Consider the following 18,348-nt stretch of genomic DNA (forward strand, 5'->3'; position numbering starts at 1 on the left):
TTCGGTTCGCTTCAATGGGTAAGCTAGTGCTTAACGCCGTTACCCATAAGGAGGTGAATCAAGTGTTGATATTCCGTAGTCAATACTCGACACCAAGGGTGTTAACCCTGTGCTTGCGTCACCTTTTTTACTTTAATCGCATTTTTTTCAACAAAATCAATAATAGCACCCGCCACATCTTTCGTGGTGGCACCTTCAATCCCCTCAAGCCCTGGTGAAGAGTTCACTTCCATGATCACTGGACCGTGGTTTGAGCGTAACAAATCAACCCCTGCCACATTCAATCCCATCGTCTTCGCCGCACGAATAGCTACAGAGCGCTCTTCAGGAGTCAGTTTGACTAAACTCGCCGTGCCACCACGGTGCAAATTAGAGCGAAACTCACCGGGCATAGCTTGACGTTTCATGGCGGCAATCACTTTATCACCGAGCACGAAACAGCGAATGTCTGCGCCGTTGGCTTCTTTGATATATTCCTGCACCATGATGTTGGCTTTAAGGCCCATAAAGGCTTCAATCACGCTCTCAGCCGCTTTGCGGGTCTCGGCTAATACCACGCCAATGCCTTGGGTGCCTTCGAGTAATTTAATCACCAGAGGCGCGCCACCCACCATATCAATTAAGTCAGGAATATCACTCGGTTTATTGGCAAAACCGGTAATAGGCAAACCAATACCGCGGCGTGACATCAACTGCATAGAACGCAATTTGTCCCGTGAGCGGGAAATTCCAACTGAATCATTTAAGGCATAGACGCCCATCATCTCAAATTGACGCAACACCGCCGAACCATAAAAGGTAATTGACGCCCCAATACGGGGGATCACGGCATCAAATGCAGGTAACTCTCGCCCGCCAATGTGGATACTCGATTGCCGCATGTTGATATTCATATAACATTCAAGGGGATTGATTACGTGTACTTCATGACCACGTAATTGAGCCGCTTCAACGAGTCGCTTCGTTGAATATAACTCTGGCCCTTGCGATAAAATCGCTATTCTCATTTGGTCTCCGGCAACCATTAATTTTGAGCGCATAATACGCCTGCGCAAGGATAAATCAAACAACTAGAGGCATAGACAAGATTAGTTGCACAAATGCTCAACGCCAAAAGCAAAAAACCAGTCACGTGGACTGGTTTTAATCATTATCGAAGCAATATTAATTGCCTTCGCTAACCATGTTAACCGTGTATTTAGGGATCTCAATCACCATGTCAGTGTCGACCACTTTAGCCTGACAAGATAGACGGCTTTCGGGCTCAAGTCCCCAAGCTTTGTCTAACATATCATCTTCTAGCTCATCACTTGGCTCAAGATCATTAAAGCCTTCACGCACGATACAGTGACACGTCGTGCAAGCACAGGACTTTTCACAGGCATGCTCGATATTGATGCCATTACGCAGCGCAACATCGAGAATGGTCTCACCAACATTCGCCTCAAGCACAGCGCCATCAGGGCACAACTCGGCATGGGGAAGAAAGACTAATTGGGGCATTACATCACCTATATGTTGTCGATCGACTGGCCTTTGAATGCCACTCGAATAGAATTGTCCATACGTCTGGCAGCAAAATCTTGGGTTTGCTCATCCAGTTTTTCAATCGCGAGCTTAATCGCATCGGCATCATCGCCCGCGGCAACTTGCGCCACATTGGCCATAGTAGCATCGATTTGTCCACGCTCATCGGCATTCAGCAAATCGCCATCCTTCGCTAACGCGGCATGTAAAGACTCGAGTACCCTTGCCGCCTCCACTTGCTGCTCGGCCAGCATACGACGACCGATATCGTCTTTGGCATACTTCATCGAATCTTTCAGCATAGTGGCAATTTCAGTATCCGATAAACCAAAAGACGGCTTAACTTGAATACTAGACTGCACGCCGGTGGATTTCTCCATCGCCGTCACGCTAAGTAAACCATCAGCATCTACTTGGAATGTCACCCGAATGTGCGCAGCGCCTGCAGCTAACGGCGGAATACCCTTTAAGGTAAAACGCGCCAGTGAGCGGCAATCGGCAACGAGCTCACGCTCGCCCTGCACCACATGGAATGCCATGGCCGTTTGACCATCTTTAAAGGTGGTAAATTCCTGCGCCCGTGCAACCGGAATCGTGGTATTACGCGATACCACTTTTTCCACTAAGCCGCCCATGGTCTCTATACCTAATGACAAAGGGATCACATCGAGCAATAACAAATCCGATTCGGGTTTGTTACCCACTAAAATGTCGGCTTGAATGGCCGCACCAATGGCGACAACACGATCGGGATCGATAGACGTCAGGGGTGGTTTACCGAAGAAAGCTTCGACCTGTTCACGCACTAATGGCACGCGCGTTGAACCGCCAACCATCACAGTTTCAAGCACTTCATCCGTCGTCACGCCCGCATCACGCAGGGTACGGCGACAGCTGGCAATGGTCTTTTTCACCAATGCCGTAATCATGGCATCAAATTCAGCTTTAGTAACGATTTGCGTGAGTTCAGTCCCATCGGCAAGGATCACTTTTGCTTCAGTTTCTGCGGCATCCGTTAAGGCTTCTTTGACTCGACGCGATTCAATCAACAGTTGACGGCTTAATTGTGAGTCGATGTCGCTAAGCTGCCACACTTGTTGCATATGTGCTTGCAGTAAATGATCGAAATCATCACCACCAAGCGCTGAATCACCGCCGGTGGCTAACACTTCAAATACACCGCGATTCAAACGCAAAATAGAAATATCGAAGGTACCGCCGCCTAAGTCATAGATGGCAATCACGCCCTCTTGCTTAGAATCTAAACCATAGGCAATCGCAGCAGCCGTCGGTTCATTCAATAGACGTAGCACTTTAACGCCCAGCAAAGCTGCAGCATCTTTAGTACCTTGGCGCTGAGCATCGTCGAAATACGCAGGCACGGTAATCACCACGCCTTGCAGTTCGCCGCCTAAGGTTTTTTCAGCGCGGGCGATCAGCGGACGTAAAATCTCCGCAGATACTTGCACGGGATTCACTTGGCCTTGGGGAGTCACAAATAAAGGTAAACCGTTTTCGCTTTCGGCAAACTCGTAGGGTAATGATTGCTCGCCAGCTTGAATATCCGCTAGGCTGCGGCCCATAAAACGCTTTACCGAAACGATCGTGTTTTGCGGATCCTGCGCCGAACTCAACGCCGCAAGTGCGCCGACTTCGACTGAATCTTGGGTATAACGCACGATAGAAGGTAATGAATGCTGTCCAAATTCGTCCGGCAGGGTTGCCGTCTCTCCACTTCGAACGGCCGCCACCAAAGAATTGGTCGTACCTAAATCGATGCCAACGGCAAGTCTATGTTGGTGCGGCGCGGCACTTTGACCGGGCTCAGCTATCTGCAAAAGGGCCATATATATCCAACTTAGTAATGCCAACTCAAGCGTACTTGAGTCAGCAAAGTAACATAAACACGGAAAATCAATCTAACAGAGCGTCTTCGACTCTGGTCAACTCGTCGTGTAATTTTGCCATAAATTTGAGTTTGCGAACTTGATCCGCCGCTAACAATGCGTCTTCAGCCTGCTCACTGGTTAACAGTTGAGTCAATTGCTGAGTGAGTTGCGCGCGGTACTCTGCAAACGATTGATATAGCTCGTCAATACTCGCTTGAGGATCGGCACTATCGCGTATATCTTCTAACGCCTCGCGCCATTCCATTTGCTGCATCAAGAAGCCAGTATCTTTCACTGTCGTGGTTTCATGGCTTAATTCAATTCCACGCAGCGACAACATATGCTCAGCGCGGCGAATGGGATCTTTTAAGGTTTGAAAACCATCATTGACTTGCGCCGTGCGCTGCACCGACAGCAATTTTTGCTGATCAGTATCATTGGCAAATTTATCGGGATGAACCGCCCGTTGCAGTTCGCGATAGCGTTCTGCAAGTAAGGCGGTATCAATATCGAAGGCAGGGGAAAATTTAAACAGCTCGAAATAATTCATGCGTCAACTTTAGCGGTTAAACAGTGAAACTCTCACCACAACCACACTCACCTTTTGCGTTAGGATTATTAAATTGGAAGCCTTCGTTCAGCCCTTCTTTAACAAAATCCAGCTCGATCCCTTGAAGATAGATAAGGCTCTTGGCATCTATGATGATTTTCACATCTTCGATATCAAACACTTCATCATCATCATTTAAAGAATCAACGAACTCAAGTACATAAGCCATACCAGAACAGCCTGATGTTCTTAAGCCGAGACGCAGGCCTACGCCTTTGCCTCGGTTGACTAAGAAAGATCTGACACGATCGGCTGCCGCTGGGGTCATTGTAATCGCCATCTTAACTCCAGATGTTACTTAGCTTGTTTCGATTTGTACTCGTCGATAGCAGCTTTAATGGCATCTTCAGCCAAAATTGAACAGTGGATCTTCACTGGTGGCAATGCCAATTCTTCAGCGATATCCGTATTTTTGATCGCCGCAGCTTGTTCGATAGTCTTGCCTTTAACCCACTCAGTTACCAGTGAGCTAGACGCAATCGCGCTACCACAACCGTAAGTTTTGAACTTAGCGTCTTGAATGATGCCATCAGCACCAATTTTCAACTGAAGTTTCATCACGTCACCGCAAGCAGGCGCGCCTACCATACCGGTCACGACCGAAGGATCGTTTTTATCAAAAGAACCAACGTTACGTGGATTCTCATAATGATCTATCACTTTTTCACTGTAAGCCATGGTACTGCTCCAAAATTATCTATTGTAAAGGTCAGAATTAATGATGTGCCCACTGAACTTGGTTCAGGTCGATCCCATCTTTAAACATTTCCCACAAAGGAGACATTTCTCTTAATTTATCAATAGATTGAGTAATAACTTCGATAGCGTGATCGATTTCTTCTTCGGTTGTAAAACGGCCGATTGAGAAACGAATCGAGCTATGTGCCATTTCATCATTTAAGCCAAGTGCACGTAATACGTAACTAGGCTCTAGGCTGGCTGAGGTACAAGCCGAACCCGATGAAACCGCTAAATCTTTCAGTGCCATCATTAACGACTCACCTTCAACATAGTTGAAGCTGACGTTGAGGCTACCGCTAACACGCTCAATCGCATCACCATTGATATAGGTTTCTTCAATGTGCTTGATGCCATTCCATAATTTGTCACGTAATGCACCGATACGAGCGGCATCAGAGGCCATTTCCGCTTTTGCGATTGCAGCCGCTTCACCTAAACCTACGATTTGATGCGTCGGTAACGTACCGCTGCGCATGCCGCGCTCATGGCCACCACCGTGCATTTGCGCTTCTAAGCGAATGCGTGGCTTACGACGAACATATAGTGCGCCTATACCTTTAGGGCCATACATTTTGTGACCAGAAATCGAGATCAAATCCACTTTAGTGGCTTGCACATCGATAGGCACTTTGCCTGCACTTTGTGCCGCATCCATGTGGAAAATAATGCCCTTTGAACGGCATAGCTCACCGATTGCATCGATATCGTGGATCACACCGATTTCGTTGTTCACGTGCATGATGCTGACAAGGATAGTGTCGTCACGCATTGCCACTTCTAAACGTTCCATCGGAATGATGCCGTTTGCCGCAGGCTCTAAATAAGTCACTTCGAAACCTTCACGCTCTAATTGGCGACAAGTATCGAGAACCGCTTTATGTTCAGTCTTACTGGTGATGATGTGCTTGCCTTTCTTGTGATAGAAATGAGCAACACCTTTTATCGCTAAGTTGTTCGATTCCGTCGCGCCAGAGGTAAACACAATTTCGCGGTGATCGGCGTTAATTAACTCGGCAACTTGGTTGCGAGCAATATCCACCGCTTCTTCGGCTTGCCAGCCGTAGCGGTGTGAACGTGAGGCCGGATTACCAAAGATGCCGTCCATTGTCATGCATTGGAACATCTTTTCCGCGACTCTAGGATCAACAGGCGTGGTGGCGGCATAATCTAAATAGATAGGAAGCTTCATAACACACTCCGTACTGAGCAGTCTCTGGTAGAGGCTACATACAACGTACAAAAATTATTTTTATATATAACAAAGTGCCGCTATAAACTGACTCTTTGTTCCTTTTGCATAGTGTCTTGCTTAAGTGAGATAAATTGCACATCTCGCTTCTGCATCAAGCCGGCAAGACTGATACCATCTAAAAAATCGGAAATTTGTTTGCTTAAATCGCCCCAAAGTGAATGGGTTAAGCAGCGAGTTCCACTCTGACAATTGCCAAGTCCTTGGCAACGAGTCGCATCGACAGACTCGTCTACAGCATGGACAACCATGCCGACTGAAATATCATTGGCTTCTAGGCCTAAGCGATAACCACCGCCCGGTCCACGTACACTGGCAACTAAACCGTGTTTTCTTAGCTTAGCGAAGAGTTGTTCCAGATAGGAAAGCGAAATCCCTTGTCTTTCAGAGATATCCGCTAAGGGAACTGGTCCCGATGCTGAGTGGATTGCCACATCTAGCATAGCGGTTACTGCATAACGACCTTTTGATGTAAGTTTCATAACTACCATAGCTCCCGAACAGGTATGCATTATTTCAACATACCCGAGTAATTCAGTCAAGTATTAAAACCTACTAAAACACTCAAGTATATGAGTGTGCACATAACCAATACCCTTTCATCTTGGTGGGGTATTTAACCTTTTTCTAGGCTAAGATTCAATGCTAAAGCGCCAATTAATCGACATCTAGCACGATATAAACGCAGGATAAAAGTGATCTCGGTACTATGGTGCGCTCAAACTCAGGTTTGATCACAATATGCGCCTTTACAACAGGATGAGCTAAAGTAAAACGCTAAACGAGACCCTTGTGAGGGTCAGCCCTTAAGCAAGTTAGACCGCTAAGTTAAACCATTTCGTTAAAACTTAGATACTCGGATCAAACTCATCTAATGCACTATGGCGTTTTTCCGCCGCCGCTTTTTCTGCATCATTAAACTCGCCCATATCAAGCTCTGGCAGCTTTTCAGTGCAGACATTGCCACCCAGCCCTTGAATGGCTTGACACAACTCTTGAACTTTCGAGTCCATCAAATGCATGTGATCGAGCATCTGCCCTATTGCATTGGCCACCGGATCGGGATTATCCGGTGATACCGCGTACGCATCGAAGCCATATTTTTTTGCCATCGCGCTGCGGCGTTCAGTTTTCTCTTTCGATTGCGGTGACGGTGTAGCCACCACGCGCCCAGGAATCCCCACAACCGTGGTATCTTTGGGCACATCTTTCACCACAACAGAATTAGAACCCACACGCGCACCATCGTGCATGGTAATAGGACCGAGGATTTTTGCCCCTGCGCCCACCACCACGTTATTGGCTAACGTAGGGTGACGTTTCCCCGCCTGCCAGGTGGTTCCACCAAGCGTGACACCGTGATAAAGGGTGCAATCATCACCAATCTCAGCCGTTTCACCTATCACAACGCCCATACCGTGGTCGATAAAAAATCGATGACCTATGGTTGCCCCAGGATGGATTTCAACCCCTGTCAACCAACGGGAAAACGTCGATAAACAACGTGCCGTTAAGCGCCAATCGCGCTTCCATAGCTTATGGCTTATCCGATGCAACCAAATGGCATGCATGCCTGGATAGTTAACCAAGATCTCAAACGCGCTACGCGCCGCAGGATCACGGTGATATATAGATTCAATATCTTCTTTTAGCCTAGCTATCACGCCCATTGTTTATCCTTCGCGATTAGTGTTAATTATTAAGGTTTGGCTATTTTTCGTTAGAACCCGCCACTTTCTCAATTGACGTCAAAATGCCCCTGAGGATATTCATTTCCTGACTCTCAATCCGTGCACGACTAAACAAGCGGCGCAGTTTCATCATCACTTGTCCAGGATGGTTCTTGATGATAAATCCAGTGGATAACAGTGTCGTTTCAAGGTGTGCGAAAAAACGTTCCTGATCGGCAGCCAAGGGATACTCAGTCAGCTCTTCTTCGGCAACATCTTTTTGCGCGAGATGGGCAACGCGGGTTTCATAACAAATGATTTGTACGGCTTGCGCCAGATTAAGCGAGCTGTACTCTGGATTCGCAGGAATCGCCACATGATAAGTACACTGTTGCAACTCTTCATTACTTAAGCCGTGGTTCTCACGGCCAAACACAATCGCAACAGGGCCTTTAAGTGCCTCGGTCGCTAATTTCACCCCAGCTTGTCTTGGCTCTAACATGGGCCAATCTAAGGTGCGACTGCGCGCGCTGGTTGCAATCACTAGACTGCAATCGGCAATCGCTTCAGCAAGTGAATCCACTTTCACAAGATGTTTCAGAATATCCGATGCACCCGCGGCTAATGCTATGGAATGACCGTCGGGCTCAACCCTGGGTTCTGCAAGATACAGAGTAGACAGACCCATAGTCTTCATCGCTCTGGCAGTAGAACCAATATTGCCGGGGTGCGAAGTCCCCACTAAAACCACTCGAATATTACTTAGCATGAAACAACTTAATTTAATTCATAAAACGTTGGGGACGAATATTATCACAGCCATTGCCGAATGCTTATATGAAAATCGGTATTTGATATAACTATCAAATCGAGTATAATACCGCCCGCTATTTTAACGTTCTTTAACATCCAGGGGATTGCAATGCATCCGATGCTGACGATTGCTGTACGCGCTGCCCGCGCGGCCGGCCAAACTATTATGCGCGCCTATACTGAACTTGACCGTATCGAAGTCAGTTCAAAAGGTATCAACGATTTTGTTACCAGTGTAGACAAGGAAGCAGAAGCGACAATTACTTACCAAATTCGTAAATCTTACCCTGATCACACTATCGTGGGTGAAGAGAAAGGCGAAAATCGCGGTGAGAATAAAGACTATGTTTGGATAGTCGACCCTCTGGATGGCACTAACAACTTTGTTAGAGGCATTCCCCACTTCGCGGTTTCTATCGCTCTGCAATACAAAGGTAAAACTGAAGTTGCCGTTGTTTACGATCCTGTCCGTGAAGAACTCTTTACCGCTGTACGTGGTAAAGGCGCCAAACTCAATGATTTCCGTCTGCGTGTTACCAACGTGAATGAATTAGCGCCTACCATGATTGGTACTGGCTTCCCATTCAAGGCGCGTCAACACACTGAAACTTACATGGCTATTTTCGGCGAAGTCTTCGGCCAATGTGCTGACTTACGTCGCGCAGGTTCTGCCGCATTAGATTTAGCCTATGTTGCCGCGGGTCGTTTGGACGGTTTCTTTGAAATCGGCTTAAAACCATGGGACATCGCTGCTGGCGATCTGATTTGCCGCGAAGCAGGCGGTACAGTGACTGATTTTACTGGCAACCATAACTATTTGGTTTCGGGCAACATAGTTGCTGGCTCACCTAAGGTGACCACAGAATTAGTGAAGATCATGCGTCCATTATTGAACGAAGGCTTAAAACGTTAATCGAGATTAACGCTTAGCTTTAAATAAACGCATAAAACAGATACAAAAAAGGCCAGTGGTAATCTCTTTAAGAGCGCCCACTGGCCTTTTTGTTTATGTGGTTTTCATTCTAAAGCCTTAAGTACTCGAGTCATCAAGTTCTCAGTCGCCACAATATCGTATTTAGAAATAGTATAGAAATAAAGCAATAGTCATTGGGAAGAAAGGAGTGTCCTGAAAACATCTGCACTGATTTCAGCCCACATCGGCTAACATGACGAACAGCCACTTATCCAGTTATCTACCCGCTAACGCTTGTGCTGGTGCAATTTGGCTCGCCTTCCAAGCGGGATACAAAGTCGCGATTAAACTCATCACAAACGCCATCACAATCACCAGTACCGCATCCGAAACATGCAATTCAGACGGTAAAAAATCGACAAAGTAAACATCGGCCGAGAGCAGTTGAATACCGAGTAATTGCTCAACTGAGCTCGCAATCGCACTTAAATTCAGCGCCACACTAATGCCGATAATGCCGCCAAGGCCACAGCCAAGCAGACCATTTAACGCGCCCTGCACCATGAAAATCCCCATCACAGCCAAACGACTCAGGCCCATGGTCATCAAAATCGCAATTTCGGACGCTTTATCCCGCACCGCCATGACTAAGGTGGAGACAATGTTAAAGCAGGCCACACCAATCACTAGAACTAAAACTAAATACATCACAGTACGAACTAACTGAATATCTTGATATAAATGCCCTTGCGTACGGGTCCAGTCACTGATATACACAGACTGCTTTTGCGCATAACCGAGTTCGCGCACTTTTACTGGTGCATCAAACACTTTATCGACGCTAATACGCACACCCGTTACACCGTTATTCATGTTCAAGATCTGCGCCGCGTATTGCAATGGAATATAAGCGGTTGTCAGTTCAAGCTCGCCGCCCAGATGATAGGTGCCTGACACCACAAAACGATGGCTCTTCGCAGCACGTAAACTACCTGCCGCGTCTAGATCGATATCCTGCACATATAAGGCCAGCGTATCACCCACCTCAAGCCCCAACTTAGTCAATAAACTCTCGCCAAGGACGATATGATTCTCATCTTGGCTCAGACTCTGCCAGCTTGCATCACTCATAAACTGTGACAAAGTTGAAACCTTCGTTTCTTCTTTCGGATCAATACCCACCACGGCTAAGCCTTGAAAACCACCAGGCTTCTGCACTAAACCTTGCATGCGAATAAAGGGGGCAGCACCACGAATACCTTCAATTTGTAGTGCACCTTGCGCAACACTCTGCCAATTGACGATAGGTTCGTCCACCCCGACAATGTCCGCCTGCGGCACTACACCCAGTAATCTTTGCTCTAGCTCGCGCTCAAAACCATTCATTGCAGACAGAACTATGATCAATACCGCCACACCTAAAGCGATACCGGCAGTCGATGCAAAGGAAATAAAACTAATAAAACTGTTGGATTGGCGGGCGCGATAAAAACGCCAACCAATGGATAGGGCTAACGGTCCTTTCATACTTGGGTTTCCGCCGCTAATTGCAAGTAACCGTTTTTCATCATCAGTTGGCGGTCCATACGGGCAGCCAATTTATGATCATGGGTCACCACCACAAACGCCGTACCTAACTGATCGGCAAGCTCGCGGATCAACTCATAAACCGCATCGCCACTGTTAGCATCTAAATTACCCGTAGGTTCATCGGCCAGCACTAACTTAGGTTTATTAATCAACGCCCTTGCGATAGCGACACGCTGACGTTCGCCGCCCGATAGCTCGGCGGGAATGTGGGTCATGCGATGGCCTAGCCCTACCCGCTCCAATAAGACTTTGGCATCGGCGAGCGCTTGTTTACGATCTTTACCTTGAATAAATGCCGGCATAGCGACGTTTTCTAGGGCAGTGAATTCAGGCAATAAATGATGGAATTGATAGATAAAGCCGAGATCTTGATTGCGGATCTGCGCTTGACGCGCACTAGACACTTGGTATAAATCTTCGCCTAGCAACAAAACTTTGCCCGCGGTTGGCTCATCCAAAGTTCCCATAATATGCAGCAGTGTGCTCTTACCTGAGCCTGAGCTGCCGACAATCGCCAACTGCTCGCCCTTAAACACCTGCAAATCGACATTAGACAACACTTGCGTGGTCACGGCGCCATCATGGTAACTCTTACTGACACTCTGCACTTGCAGTAACACGTCTTGCATTGAAGTTCTCTCTTAAACATGCTTTGGCATCAATTTATTTCATTAAATCAATGCATTAAATTATTTTCATCTTAGCAAACCATCACTCACGGATGAATACCCATGGGTGACGACTATTCGTAAAAGCTCACGGGTTTACTCGTATCTCAGCGCAGTTGCGGGTTGCACACTGGCCGCACGCAGCGCGGGATATAAGGTCGCCAACAAGGTGACCAATAGTGTGCCTATCACGATCACTGACAACTGCATCAACTCCAGTTTTACTGGCAAACTCTGTCCCGCACCTAAAATCGAAATGCCTAAGGTCGTCATAATGCCATTCAGATTCAAAGTGATAAGTATACCTACCGCGAGCCCAAGCACTAAACCAAGTACAGCATTGAGCGAACCCTGCACCACAAAAATGCCCATCACGGCGGGCGTGGTTACGCCTTGGGTTTTTAGCACTGCCACATCCGTGGTTTTATCGACCACCATCATCACTAGCGCCGAAACAATATTGAATGCGGCCACGGCCACAATCAGGCTCAGCATCAGTGACATCATGTTCTTTTCCATTTTTACCGCACCAAACAAGTGACCATAGGTATCGCGCCAATCGCTGGTTGTTACCTTAATATCTTGTTTAGCGAGAACATCCTGCACTTTAGACGCTAAAGCGGGCGCGCTGAAGGGATCGGCTAAATAGAGTCTAAGCTGATCAATAGCCTCACTCGGTTGACGCATTAGACGCTTTGCATCTTGATAATGGATATATGCAACGCCGGCATCAACCTGAGAGCCCATTTCAAAAATGCCAGATACCAAGAACTTACGTTGACTCGGCACTGGGCCTAATGGGGAGTACACCACACCATCGCCACTCAATAATCGTACCGTATCACCGGGAGCGACTTTGAGTTGCCGTGCGAGCTCAGATCCTAAAATCACCTTGAAGTCGCCACTCGCCAACTGTTCAAATGCACCTGAGTAAGTGTGCTGAGCAACGGAGGATAACTTTTGCGCTAATTCGGGAAACACCCCATAAACCTGCACAGCGCGAATATTCGACGCAGATTGCACCATGGCCTGCGTCGACACGCTCGGTGTAACGCCTAACACACCCGGTAAGGCTTTAAGCGCACTCGCCTGCTTTGTCCAATCGACTAACGGCGCTTCGCTATAAAGGGTTAATTGTGGCACTGCACCTAAAATACGTTGCTTAAGTTGGCCTTCAAGGCCATTCATCACTGAACTGACAACGATCAAGGCTGCAACGCCTAAAAAAATGCCCGACACGGCAAATAAGGTAATGAACGACGCAAACGCGTTCGCTTTTTTGGCCCGCCAATAACGGTAACCAATGTAGAAAGGGAATCCTGGATTCATTGAAAGAGGGTTGCGTCCTGTGTGCTGAACTTGCTAAATCATGAAGATGGGCACGATAATAGGGGTATTGGTCCTATAAATAAAGAGGCAAGCCTTGTTCACTGACACCAATCCGTATTTTAGTGTGCCTCACCACTTTACCGCCTACCTAAGCCAATGGCCGAGTTCCCAGCCATTACCCTCAGAAATGGCATTGAGATCAATGCAATCATTAGGCATTCAATTGCTCAGCGAAGTCAAAACACTCGAAGCTAACTGCTTGCTACAGCTGCGCCATTTAGATAACGAGGCAAAAGTTGTCGTGGATTTTTTAAAGCTGCAATCCCGCAAAGTAGATCTAGTGCTGCAACATGTATTAGAAAAAGAAACCCAAGAGGGCGAAAAATGCTTTGGTAACCAATTTGGTGGCAGTGGCCTGAGATTACTCACCCCAACAGCCTTAGACATTGGCTCCCACTATAAAATTACTCTGTTTATTCACGACGAATTAGTTGCCATTCTCTGTTTTGGCAAAGTCATCGCCACTCAAGCACAAAAAATAGCACAAGCCGAAGGCGATATGAGTCGTAATGACAGTACAGAGCAACATACTCAACCTGAACATCTACAATGGCAAACCGACTTTGAATTCAGTCAAATTCTTGAATCTGACGTGGAGCAATTAGTCAAAGCCAGCCTCAATGTACAACAGAAACAACTCAAGCTACGCAAACTCGCCAGAGACGAGCGTCAATAGCCGCTGACTTTTCTCTGGCACCTACGCCATCAAGTCTCTACAATGTCTGCAACTCTTTGTGAATGAATCAGTTTATCGCACGCCAATGACTCACATATCAGCCCTAACGCCGCCAGCCGTCAAAAATGGCACTCAAATTCAGACTCTGTCCACCGTGGGCGGGGTTTGCCAAGCCGTTACACTCGCCAATTTAGCGCGTCAACATAAGGGAACGACCTTAGTCGTCACCAGTGACACGCCAAGCGCCTTAAGCTTAGAGTTAGAGCTAAGTTATTTGCTCAGTAAAACAGGCATTAAGGTCAGATTATTCCCTGACCGCGAAACCTTGCCCTACGACAGTTTTTCGCCCCATCAGGATTTAATTTCCCAGCGACTCGAAACGCTATCGCAGTTGTCTCAGATTGAGCAAAATATCGTTATCGTGCCCGTCACCACCTTGATGATACGCCTGCCACCTAAGGCCTATTTAAGCGCCAACGTGTTTGTGCTCAAAAAGGGGGATAACTACAAGTTACACGATGTACGCCAGCATTTAACCGACACTGGCTACCATTCGGTGGAGCAAGTGTATGAACATGGCGAGTTTGCCATTCGCGGTTCGATTCTGGATATCTTCCCAACGGGGATGAATATGCCACTGCGCATCGAGCTATTCGATGAAGAAGTGGAAACCATTCGCCATTTTGATCCAGAAACCCAACGCTCATTGCAACCTGTCGACTCGATTCGCCTATTGCCCGCGAAGGAATTCCCAACCGACAGTTCGGCCATCGAAGGTTTTAGGCAAAGATACCGCCGCCGTTTCGAGGTCATAGTCAAAGAGCCGGAATCGGTTTATCAGCTAGTGAGCCGTAACTTGATGCCGGCGGGGATCGAAAACTACCTGCCGCTATTTTTTGATGACACCGCCACCCTATTCGATTACTTGCCCAAGGACACTCAACTCGTCACCTTAGGCGATATCGAAAAGTCGGCGCGCGCCCATCTGCAAGAAGTCGAGCATCGCTATCAAGACAGACGCGTCGATCCGCTGAGGCCATTACTGGCGCCTAAAGAGCTGTATTTACTCATAGAAGAGTTATTTGCCGCCTTTAAACCGCTGCCACGTTATCAAATGCAAGTGCCAACAGATGGCACTGAAACAACGAAAGCGGTTGTTATTGCCGCCAGCACCCTGCCCGACATCAGTGCCAATCATAAATTAAAGCAACCGCTGCTAGCGCTGCAAGATTATGCCAGCAGCGCCAAACGCATGTTGTTTAGCGCCGAGTCCGAGGGTCGCCGTGAAGCGCTGCTTGAATTGCTCGCTAAAATTCAGTTAAAACCTGCGCTGTTTAACCATTTTGATGAATTTATTCAAAGTGATGCCAAGTTAGGCCTTATCGTATCACCGCTGTCACGCGGTTGTTTGCTGCAGATCAGCGCCAAAGAAAGTATCAGTATTATTTGTGAGACTGAACTCTTCGGCCATCGAATTTCCCAGCAACGCCGGCGTGAAAAACAGCGTCAGATCAGTAATGATGCCCTGATTAAAAACTTGGCCGAACTCAAAGTTGGCCAGCCCATAGTGCATTTAGAACACGGCGTTGCACTTTATAGGGGCTTAGTCACCCTAGATACGGGTGGACTGGTCGCAGAATACTTGCAATTAGAATACGCTGGCGGTGACAAACTGTATGTGCCAGTATCTTCATTGCATCTCATCAGCCGTTACAGTGTTGGCGCCGATGAAGACGCCCACTTAAATAAACTCGGCAACGAGACGTGGGCTAAAGCCAAGAAAAAGGCGATTGAAAAAATCCGCGACGTCGCGGCCGAGCTGCTCGATGTCTATGCCCGTCGCCAAGCGCGTCCTGGCGAAAGCTGCGCAATTGACGAAGAAGAATACGCTCAATTCGCCCGCGGCTTCCCCTTCGAAGAAACCGTCGATCAAGAAAGCGCCATCATCGCCGTGTTAGCCGATATGCAATCGCCGACCGCAATGGACAGATTAGTCTGTGGCGATGTGGGCTTTGGTAAAACCGAAGTCGCCATGCGCGCCGCCTTTGTAGCCGTCAACGCTGGCAAACAAGTGGTCGTGCTAGTTCCGACCACACTGCTTGCCCAGCAACACTATGAAAACTTTAAAGACAGATTTGCCGACTGGCCCGTGGTCACTGAAGTTATGTCACGCTTTCGTACCGCCAAAGAGCAGACTCAAGTGCTGCAGCAATTGGAAGAAGGCAAAGTCGATATCGTTATCGGTACCCACAAGTTACTGCAATCTGAGGCTAAGTTTGAAAACTTAGGCCTGTTGATTATCGACGAAGAACACAGATTTGGTGTGCGTCAAAAAGAGAAAATCAAAGCGCTGCGCGCCAACGTGGATATCTTAACCCTGACCGCGACGCCCATTCCGCGCACCTTAAACATGGCCATGTCGGGCATGCGCGATTTATCAATTATCTCCACCCCGCCCGCCAAACGTTTAGCAGTGAAAACCTTTGTGCGAGAATCGGATCCCGCGACTGTGCGCGAAGCCATTTTGCGGGAAATTCTCCGTGGCGGCCAAGTGTATTACCTGCACAATAATGTTGAAAGTATTGAGAAATGTGCCCAAGGCATTATCGATTTATTGCCTGAAGCACGAGTCGTTGTTGCCCACGGTCAAATGCGTGAGCGCGATCTAGAACGGGTAATGTCAGACTTTTACCATCAAAGATTCAACGTGTTAGTCTGTACCACTATTATTGAAACCGGTATCGACGTCCCAAGTGCCAACACCATTATTATTGAGCGCGCCGACACCTTTGGTCTGGCGCAGTTACACCAATTGCGTGGCCGCGTCGGGCGTTCGCACCATCAGGCCTACGCTTATTTGATGACGCCGCATCCCAAACGTATGACCCCAGATGCGCGCAAACGTTTAGAAGCTATTGATGCTCTTGAAGATCTCGGTGCGGGCTTTATGCTGGCGACCCAAGATTTAGAGATCCGTGGCGCAGGTGAACTCTTGGGCGATGAACAGAGTGGCCATATTTCGAAAATTGGTTTTAGCTTGTACATGGAAATGCTCGAAGCGGCAGTCAAAGCCTTAAAACAAGGCAAAGAACCGTCACTGGCGCAAATGCTCAATCAGCAATGCGAAATTGAACTGCGTATCCCCGCCCTACTGCCTGAAGCCTATGTGAGCGACGTAAATATTCGTCTGTCGCTCTATAAACGCATCGCAGGGTGCGAAACACAGGCGGCGCTGGATGAGTTAAAAGTCGAATTGATCGACCGTTTTGGCTTATTACCTGAACCGACGCGTAACTTAATGGAAATGACCCTCTATAAACATGAGGCGACTCGCTTAGGTGCGACTAAAATAGAAGTGCACAGTAAAGGTGGCAGCATCGAATTTAGTGATGATCATGTCATAGATCCTGTGTTTATTATTGGATTACTCCAAAGCCAGCCACAAATCTATCGAATGGAAGGACCGAATAAGTTAAAGTTCAGCCTTGCAGCCGAAACCAGTAAAGACAGGCTCGCTTTAGTGAAACTCTTGCTAGAACAATTATCGCAACATCGTCTTGGAGATAAATAGTGTTACGTAAACTCGCGGTCTCTATCGCTACACTCATTGCACTATCACACAGTCAAGTCGTCCAAGCAGAAGCTTGGTTCGAGGTTGAAGTCTATGTGTTTGAACGCCAAAGTCAGTCAAGTGAACAATGGCCTGATGCGCCAAACAAGACGAAAACCGATAACGCAATAGACTTAATCTCCCCCGCTATCGCGCAAGCAATCACGCCGATACCCAGCGCATCTGCGCCTTGCACACTGGTATTTGATGCCGATGCAAATAGCCACTGCGCTGAAACCTTAAACGGTACCTCAACGTCAGAACCTATGCCTGCCGCGCCTGCGAGTGTGGACTATCGTTACCCGCCGGTGATCCCATCTGAAATCAGCAGCGCACAGATCAGTTATCCTACAGCCAATGGCAACCCAGTATTGTTAACCCGCAGCCAAAGTCAGTTCGGAAGCATTATCAATAGTATCTCCCGCGAACGTGGTACGCGCAGTTTACTGCACATGGCTTGGCAACAACCTATGCGTGGTAAGAGTGGCTCAGTACCCATACGCTTATTTGCGGGTAAAGATTTCTCAGGTACTTATCACTTCGATGGCAGAAAAATCATTAAGCAAGCTCAAGCAGAGCCTATGACTAATGCCGATGGCACGCCAATACTTGCGCCTGCTGTATCACCAGTATGGGAATTAGATGGCACGCTGAATATCTATTTAAGCCATTATTTGTATATTGAAACCGCATTGCACTTGCGCAAAGAAGGCAGAAAATTAATGCCAGCCGTACCCAGTGATGCTTCCGATACCAGCGCAACACTCACGGCGCCCAAAGTCATGACACCATTTTTAATGTCTGTGCCTTTGGAGCAAAACCGCCGTGTGAAGAGTGAAGAAATCCATTATTTAGATCATCCCGAAATGGGCATGGTGATCCAAATCCGCAAGATGGCGCAACCCAGTGCAATGCAAAATAATCAGAATGCCGAATCAATACAGACTGTTGGCCAATACTGAACAAACGCACAACCCGCACAATTCTTAAGTTAAAACGGTGC

General features: G+C 47.6%; 17 protein-coding genes. 4 read left to right on the forward strand and 13 right to left on the reverse strand.

The window, feature by feature from the left end; all coding sequences use genetic code 11:
* Positions 1-101: 101 nt before the first annotated feature.
* From rimK to trmJ, 10 genes are all read right to left on the reverse strand, one after another.
* Complete coding sequence (gene rimK / locus AAA952_RS15925) at positions 102-1,007, reverse strand: 30S ribosomal protein S6--L-glutamate ligase (RefSeq protein WP_006081851.1); 906 nt, start codon at positions 1,005-1,007, stop codon at positions 102-104.
* A 157-nt stretch (positions 1,008-1,164) separates the two neighbouring features.
* On the reverse strand, positions 1,165-1,503 hold the full coding sequence (fdx, locus tag AAA952_RS15930; protein WP_006081852.1) for an ISC system 2Fe-2S type ferredoxin: 339 nt from the start codon (positions 1,501-1,503) through the stop codon (positions 1,165-1,167).
* 8 nt (positions 1,504-1,511) lie between these two features.
* Positions 1,512-3,374, reverse strand: a complete 1,863-nt coding sequence (hscA, locus tag AAA952_RS15935) for a Fe-S protein assembly chaperone HscA (protein WP_338258442.1) — start codon at positions 3,372-3,374, stop codon at positions 1,512-1,514.
* Between the two features lie 67 nt (positions 3,375-3,441).
* Positions 3,442-3,966 (reverse strand): co-chaperone HscB, encoded by a 525-nt coding sequence (gene hscB / locus AAA952_RS15940; RefSeq protein WP_263164781.1) that lies wholly within the window; start codon positions 3,964-3,966, stop codon positions 3,442-3,444.
* 16 nt (positions 3,967-3,982) lie between these two features.
* Positions 3,983-4,306, reverse strand: a complete 324-nt coding sequence (gene iscA / locus AAA952_RS15945; RefSeq protein ID WP_006081855.1) for an iron-sulfur cluster assembly protein IscA — start codon at positions 4,304-4,306, stop codon at positions 3,983-3,985.
* A 14-nt stretch (positions 4,307-4,320) separates the two neighbouring features.
* Positions 4,321-4,704, reverse strand: a complete 384-nt coding sequence (gene iscU / locus AAA952_RS15950) for a Fe-S cluster assembly scaffold IscU (RefSeq protein ID WP_006081856.1) — start codon at positions 4,702-4,704, stop codon at positions 4,321-4,323.
* A gap of 37 nt (positions 4,705-4,741) precedes the next feature.
* Positions 4,742-5,956, reverse strand: a complete 1,215-nt coding sequence (locus AAA952_RS15955; RefSeq protein WP_338258448.1) for an IscS subfamily cysteine desulfurase — start codon at positions 5,954-5,956, stop codon at positions 4,742-4,744.
* 80 nt (positions 5,957-6,036) lie between these two features.
* Entirely contained in the window at positions 6,037-6,498 is a 462-nt protein-coding gene (iscR, locus tag AAA952_RS15960) for a Fe-S cluster assembly transcriptional regulator IscR (protein ID WP_006081858.1), read from the reverse strand.
* A 366-nt stretch (positions 6,499-6,864) separates the two neighbouring features.
* On the reverse strand, positions 6,865-7,686 hold the full coding sequence (cysE, locus tag AAA952_RS15965) for a serine O-acetyltransferase (protein ID WP_028759817.1): 822 nt from the start codon (positions 7,684-7,686) through the stop codon (positions 6,865-6,867).
* Positions 7,687-7,726: 40 nt separating this feature from the next.
* A complete protein-coding gene (trmJ, locus tag AAA952_RS15970; protein WP_263205212.1) occupies positions 7,727-8,455 on the reverse strand; it encodes a tRNA (cytosine(32)/uridine(32)-2'-O)-methyltransferase TrmJ in 729 nt (242 codons plus the stop codon).
* A 153-nt stretch (positions 8,456-8,608) separates the two neighbouring features.
* On the opposite strand from trmJ, the gene suhB reads away from it, so the two are divergent.
* Positions 8,609-9,412, forward strand: a complete 804-nt coding sequence (suhB, locus tag AAA952_RS15975; RefSeq protein WP_028759815.1) for an inositol-1-monophosphatase — start codon at positions 8,609-8,611, stop codon at positions 9,410-9,412.
* Between the two features lie 276 nt (positions 9,413-9,688).
* On the opposite strand, the gene lolE is transcribed toward suhB, so the two are convergent.
* From lolE to AAA952_RS15990, 3 genes are all read right to left on the reverse strand, one after another.
* Positions 9,689-10,939 (reverse strand): lipoprotein-releasing ABC transporter permease subunit LolE, encoded by a 1,251-nt coding sequence (lolE, locus tag AAA952_RS15980; protein WP_338258452.1) that lies wholly within the window; start codon positions 10,937-10,939, stop codon positions 9,689-9,691.
* Positions 10,936-11,631: a lipoprotein-releasing ABC transporter ATP-binding protein LolD gene (lolD, locus tag AAA952_RS15985; protein WP_028759813.1), complete on the reverse strand. Its 696-nt coding sequence runs from the start codon at positions 11,629-11,631 to the stop codon at positions 10,936-10,938. Before lolD ends, lolE begins: the two co-directional genes overlap by 4 nt.
* A 135-nt stretch (positions 11,632-11,766) precedes the next feature.
* The gene (locus AAA952_RS15990; protein ID WP_263205221.1) at positions 11,767-12,999 is read right to left on the reverse strand and encodes a lipoprotein-releasing ABC transporter permease subunit; all 1,233 of its coding nucleotides are present in this window, start codon (positions 12,997-12,999) and stop codon (positions 11,767-11,769) included.
* Between the two features lie 94 nt (positions 13,000-13,093).
* On the opposite strand from AAA952_RS15990, the gene AAA952_RS15995 reads away from it, so the two are divergent.
* The 3 genes from AAA952_RS15995 to AAA952_RS16005 all read left to right on the forward strand — a co-directional run bounded on the left by AAA952_RS15995 (position 13,094) and on the right by AAA952_RS16005 (position 18,307).
* Positions 13,094-13,735: a hypothetical protein gene (locus AAA952_RS15995; protein ID WP_168827490.1), complete on the forward strand. Its 642-nt coding sequence runs from the start codon at positions 13,094-13,096 to the stop codon at positions 13,733-13,735.
* Between the two features lie 85 nt (positions 13,736-13,820).
* Entirely contained in the window at positions 13,821-17,306 is a 3,486-nt protein-coding gene (gene mfd / locus AAA952_RS16000; RefSeq protein WP_338258505.1) for a transcription-repair coupling factor, read from the forward strand.
* Positions 17,306-18,307, forward strand: coding sequence for a peptidoglycan binding protein CsiV (locus AAA952_RS16005; protein WP_338258457.1), 1,002 nt, complete (start codon positions 17,306-17,308; stop codon positions 18,305-18,307). Before mfd ends, AAA952_RS16005 begins: the two co-directional genes overlap by 1 nt.
* The last annotated feature ends 41 nt before the right edge of the window (positions 18,308-18,348 follow it).

This window comes from Shewanella sp. M-Br (assembly GCF_036245925.1).
GTDB classification, from domain to species: domain Bacteria; phylum Pseudomonadota; class Gammaproteobacteria; order Enterobacterales; family Shewanellaceae; genus Shewanella; species Shewanella oncorhynchi.

Coding starts and splice junctions, on each gene's coding strand:
- cysE (WP_028759817.1), bottom strand. CDS start 7,686: ATGGGCGTGATAGCTAGGCTAAAAGAAGATATTGAATCTATATATCAC.
- AAA952_RS15955 (WP_338258448.1), bottom strand. CDS start 5,956: ATGAAGCTTCCTATCTATTTAGATTATGCCGCCACCACGCCTGTTGAT.
- rimK (WP_006081851.1), bottom strand. CDS start 1,007: ATGAGAATAGCGATTTTATCGCAAGGGCCAGAGTTATATTCAACGAAG.
- iscA (WP_006081855.1), bottom strand. CDS start 4,306: ATGGCGATTACAATGACCCCAGCGGCAGCCGATCGTGTCAGATCTTTC.
- suhB (WP_028759815.1), top strand. CDS start 8,609: ATGCATCCGATGCTGACGATTGCTGTACGCGCTGCCCGCGCGGCCGGC.
- AAA952_RS15990 (WP_263205221.1), bottom strand. CDS start 12,999: ATGAATCCAGGATTCCCTTTCTACATTGGTTACCGTTATTGGCGGGCC.
- lolD (WP_028759813.1), bottom strand. CDS start 11,631: ATGCAAGACGTGTTACTGCAAGTGCAGAGTGTCAGTAAGAGTTACCAT.
- iscU (WP_006081856.1), bottom strand. CDS start 4,704: ATGGCTTACAGTGAAAAAGTGATAGATCATTATGAGAATCCACGTAAC.
- lolE (WP_338258452.1), bottom strand. CDS start 10,939: ATGAAAGGACCGTTAGCCCTATCCATTGGTTGGCGTTTTTATCGCGCC.
- hscA (WP_338258442.1), bottom strand. CDS start 3,374: ATGGCCCTTTTGCAGATAGCTGAGCCCGGTCAAAGTGCCGCGCCGCAC.
- hscB (WP_263164781.1), bottom strand. CDS start 3,966: ATGAATTATTTCGAGCTGTTTAAATTTTCCCCTGCCTTCGATATTGAT.
- iscR (WP_006081858.1), bottom strand. CDS start 6,498: ATGAAACTTACATCAAAAGGTCGTTATGCAGTAACCGCTATGCTAGAT.
- mfd (WP_338258505.1), top strand. CDS start 13,821: ATGACTCACATATCAGCCCTAACGCCGCCAGCCGTCAAAAATGGCACT.
- fdx (WP_006081852.1), bottom strand. CDS start 1,503: ATGCCCCAATTAGTCTTTCTTCCCCATGCCGAGTTGTGCCCTGATGGC.
- trmJ (WP_263205212.1), bottom strand. CDS start 8,455: ATGCTAAGTAATATTCGAGTGGTTTTAGTGGGGACTTCGCACCCCGGC.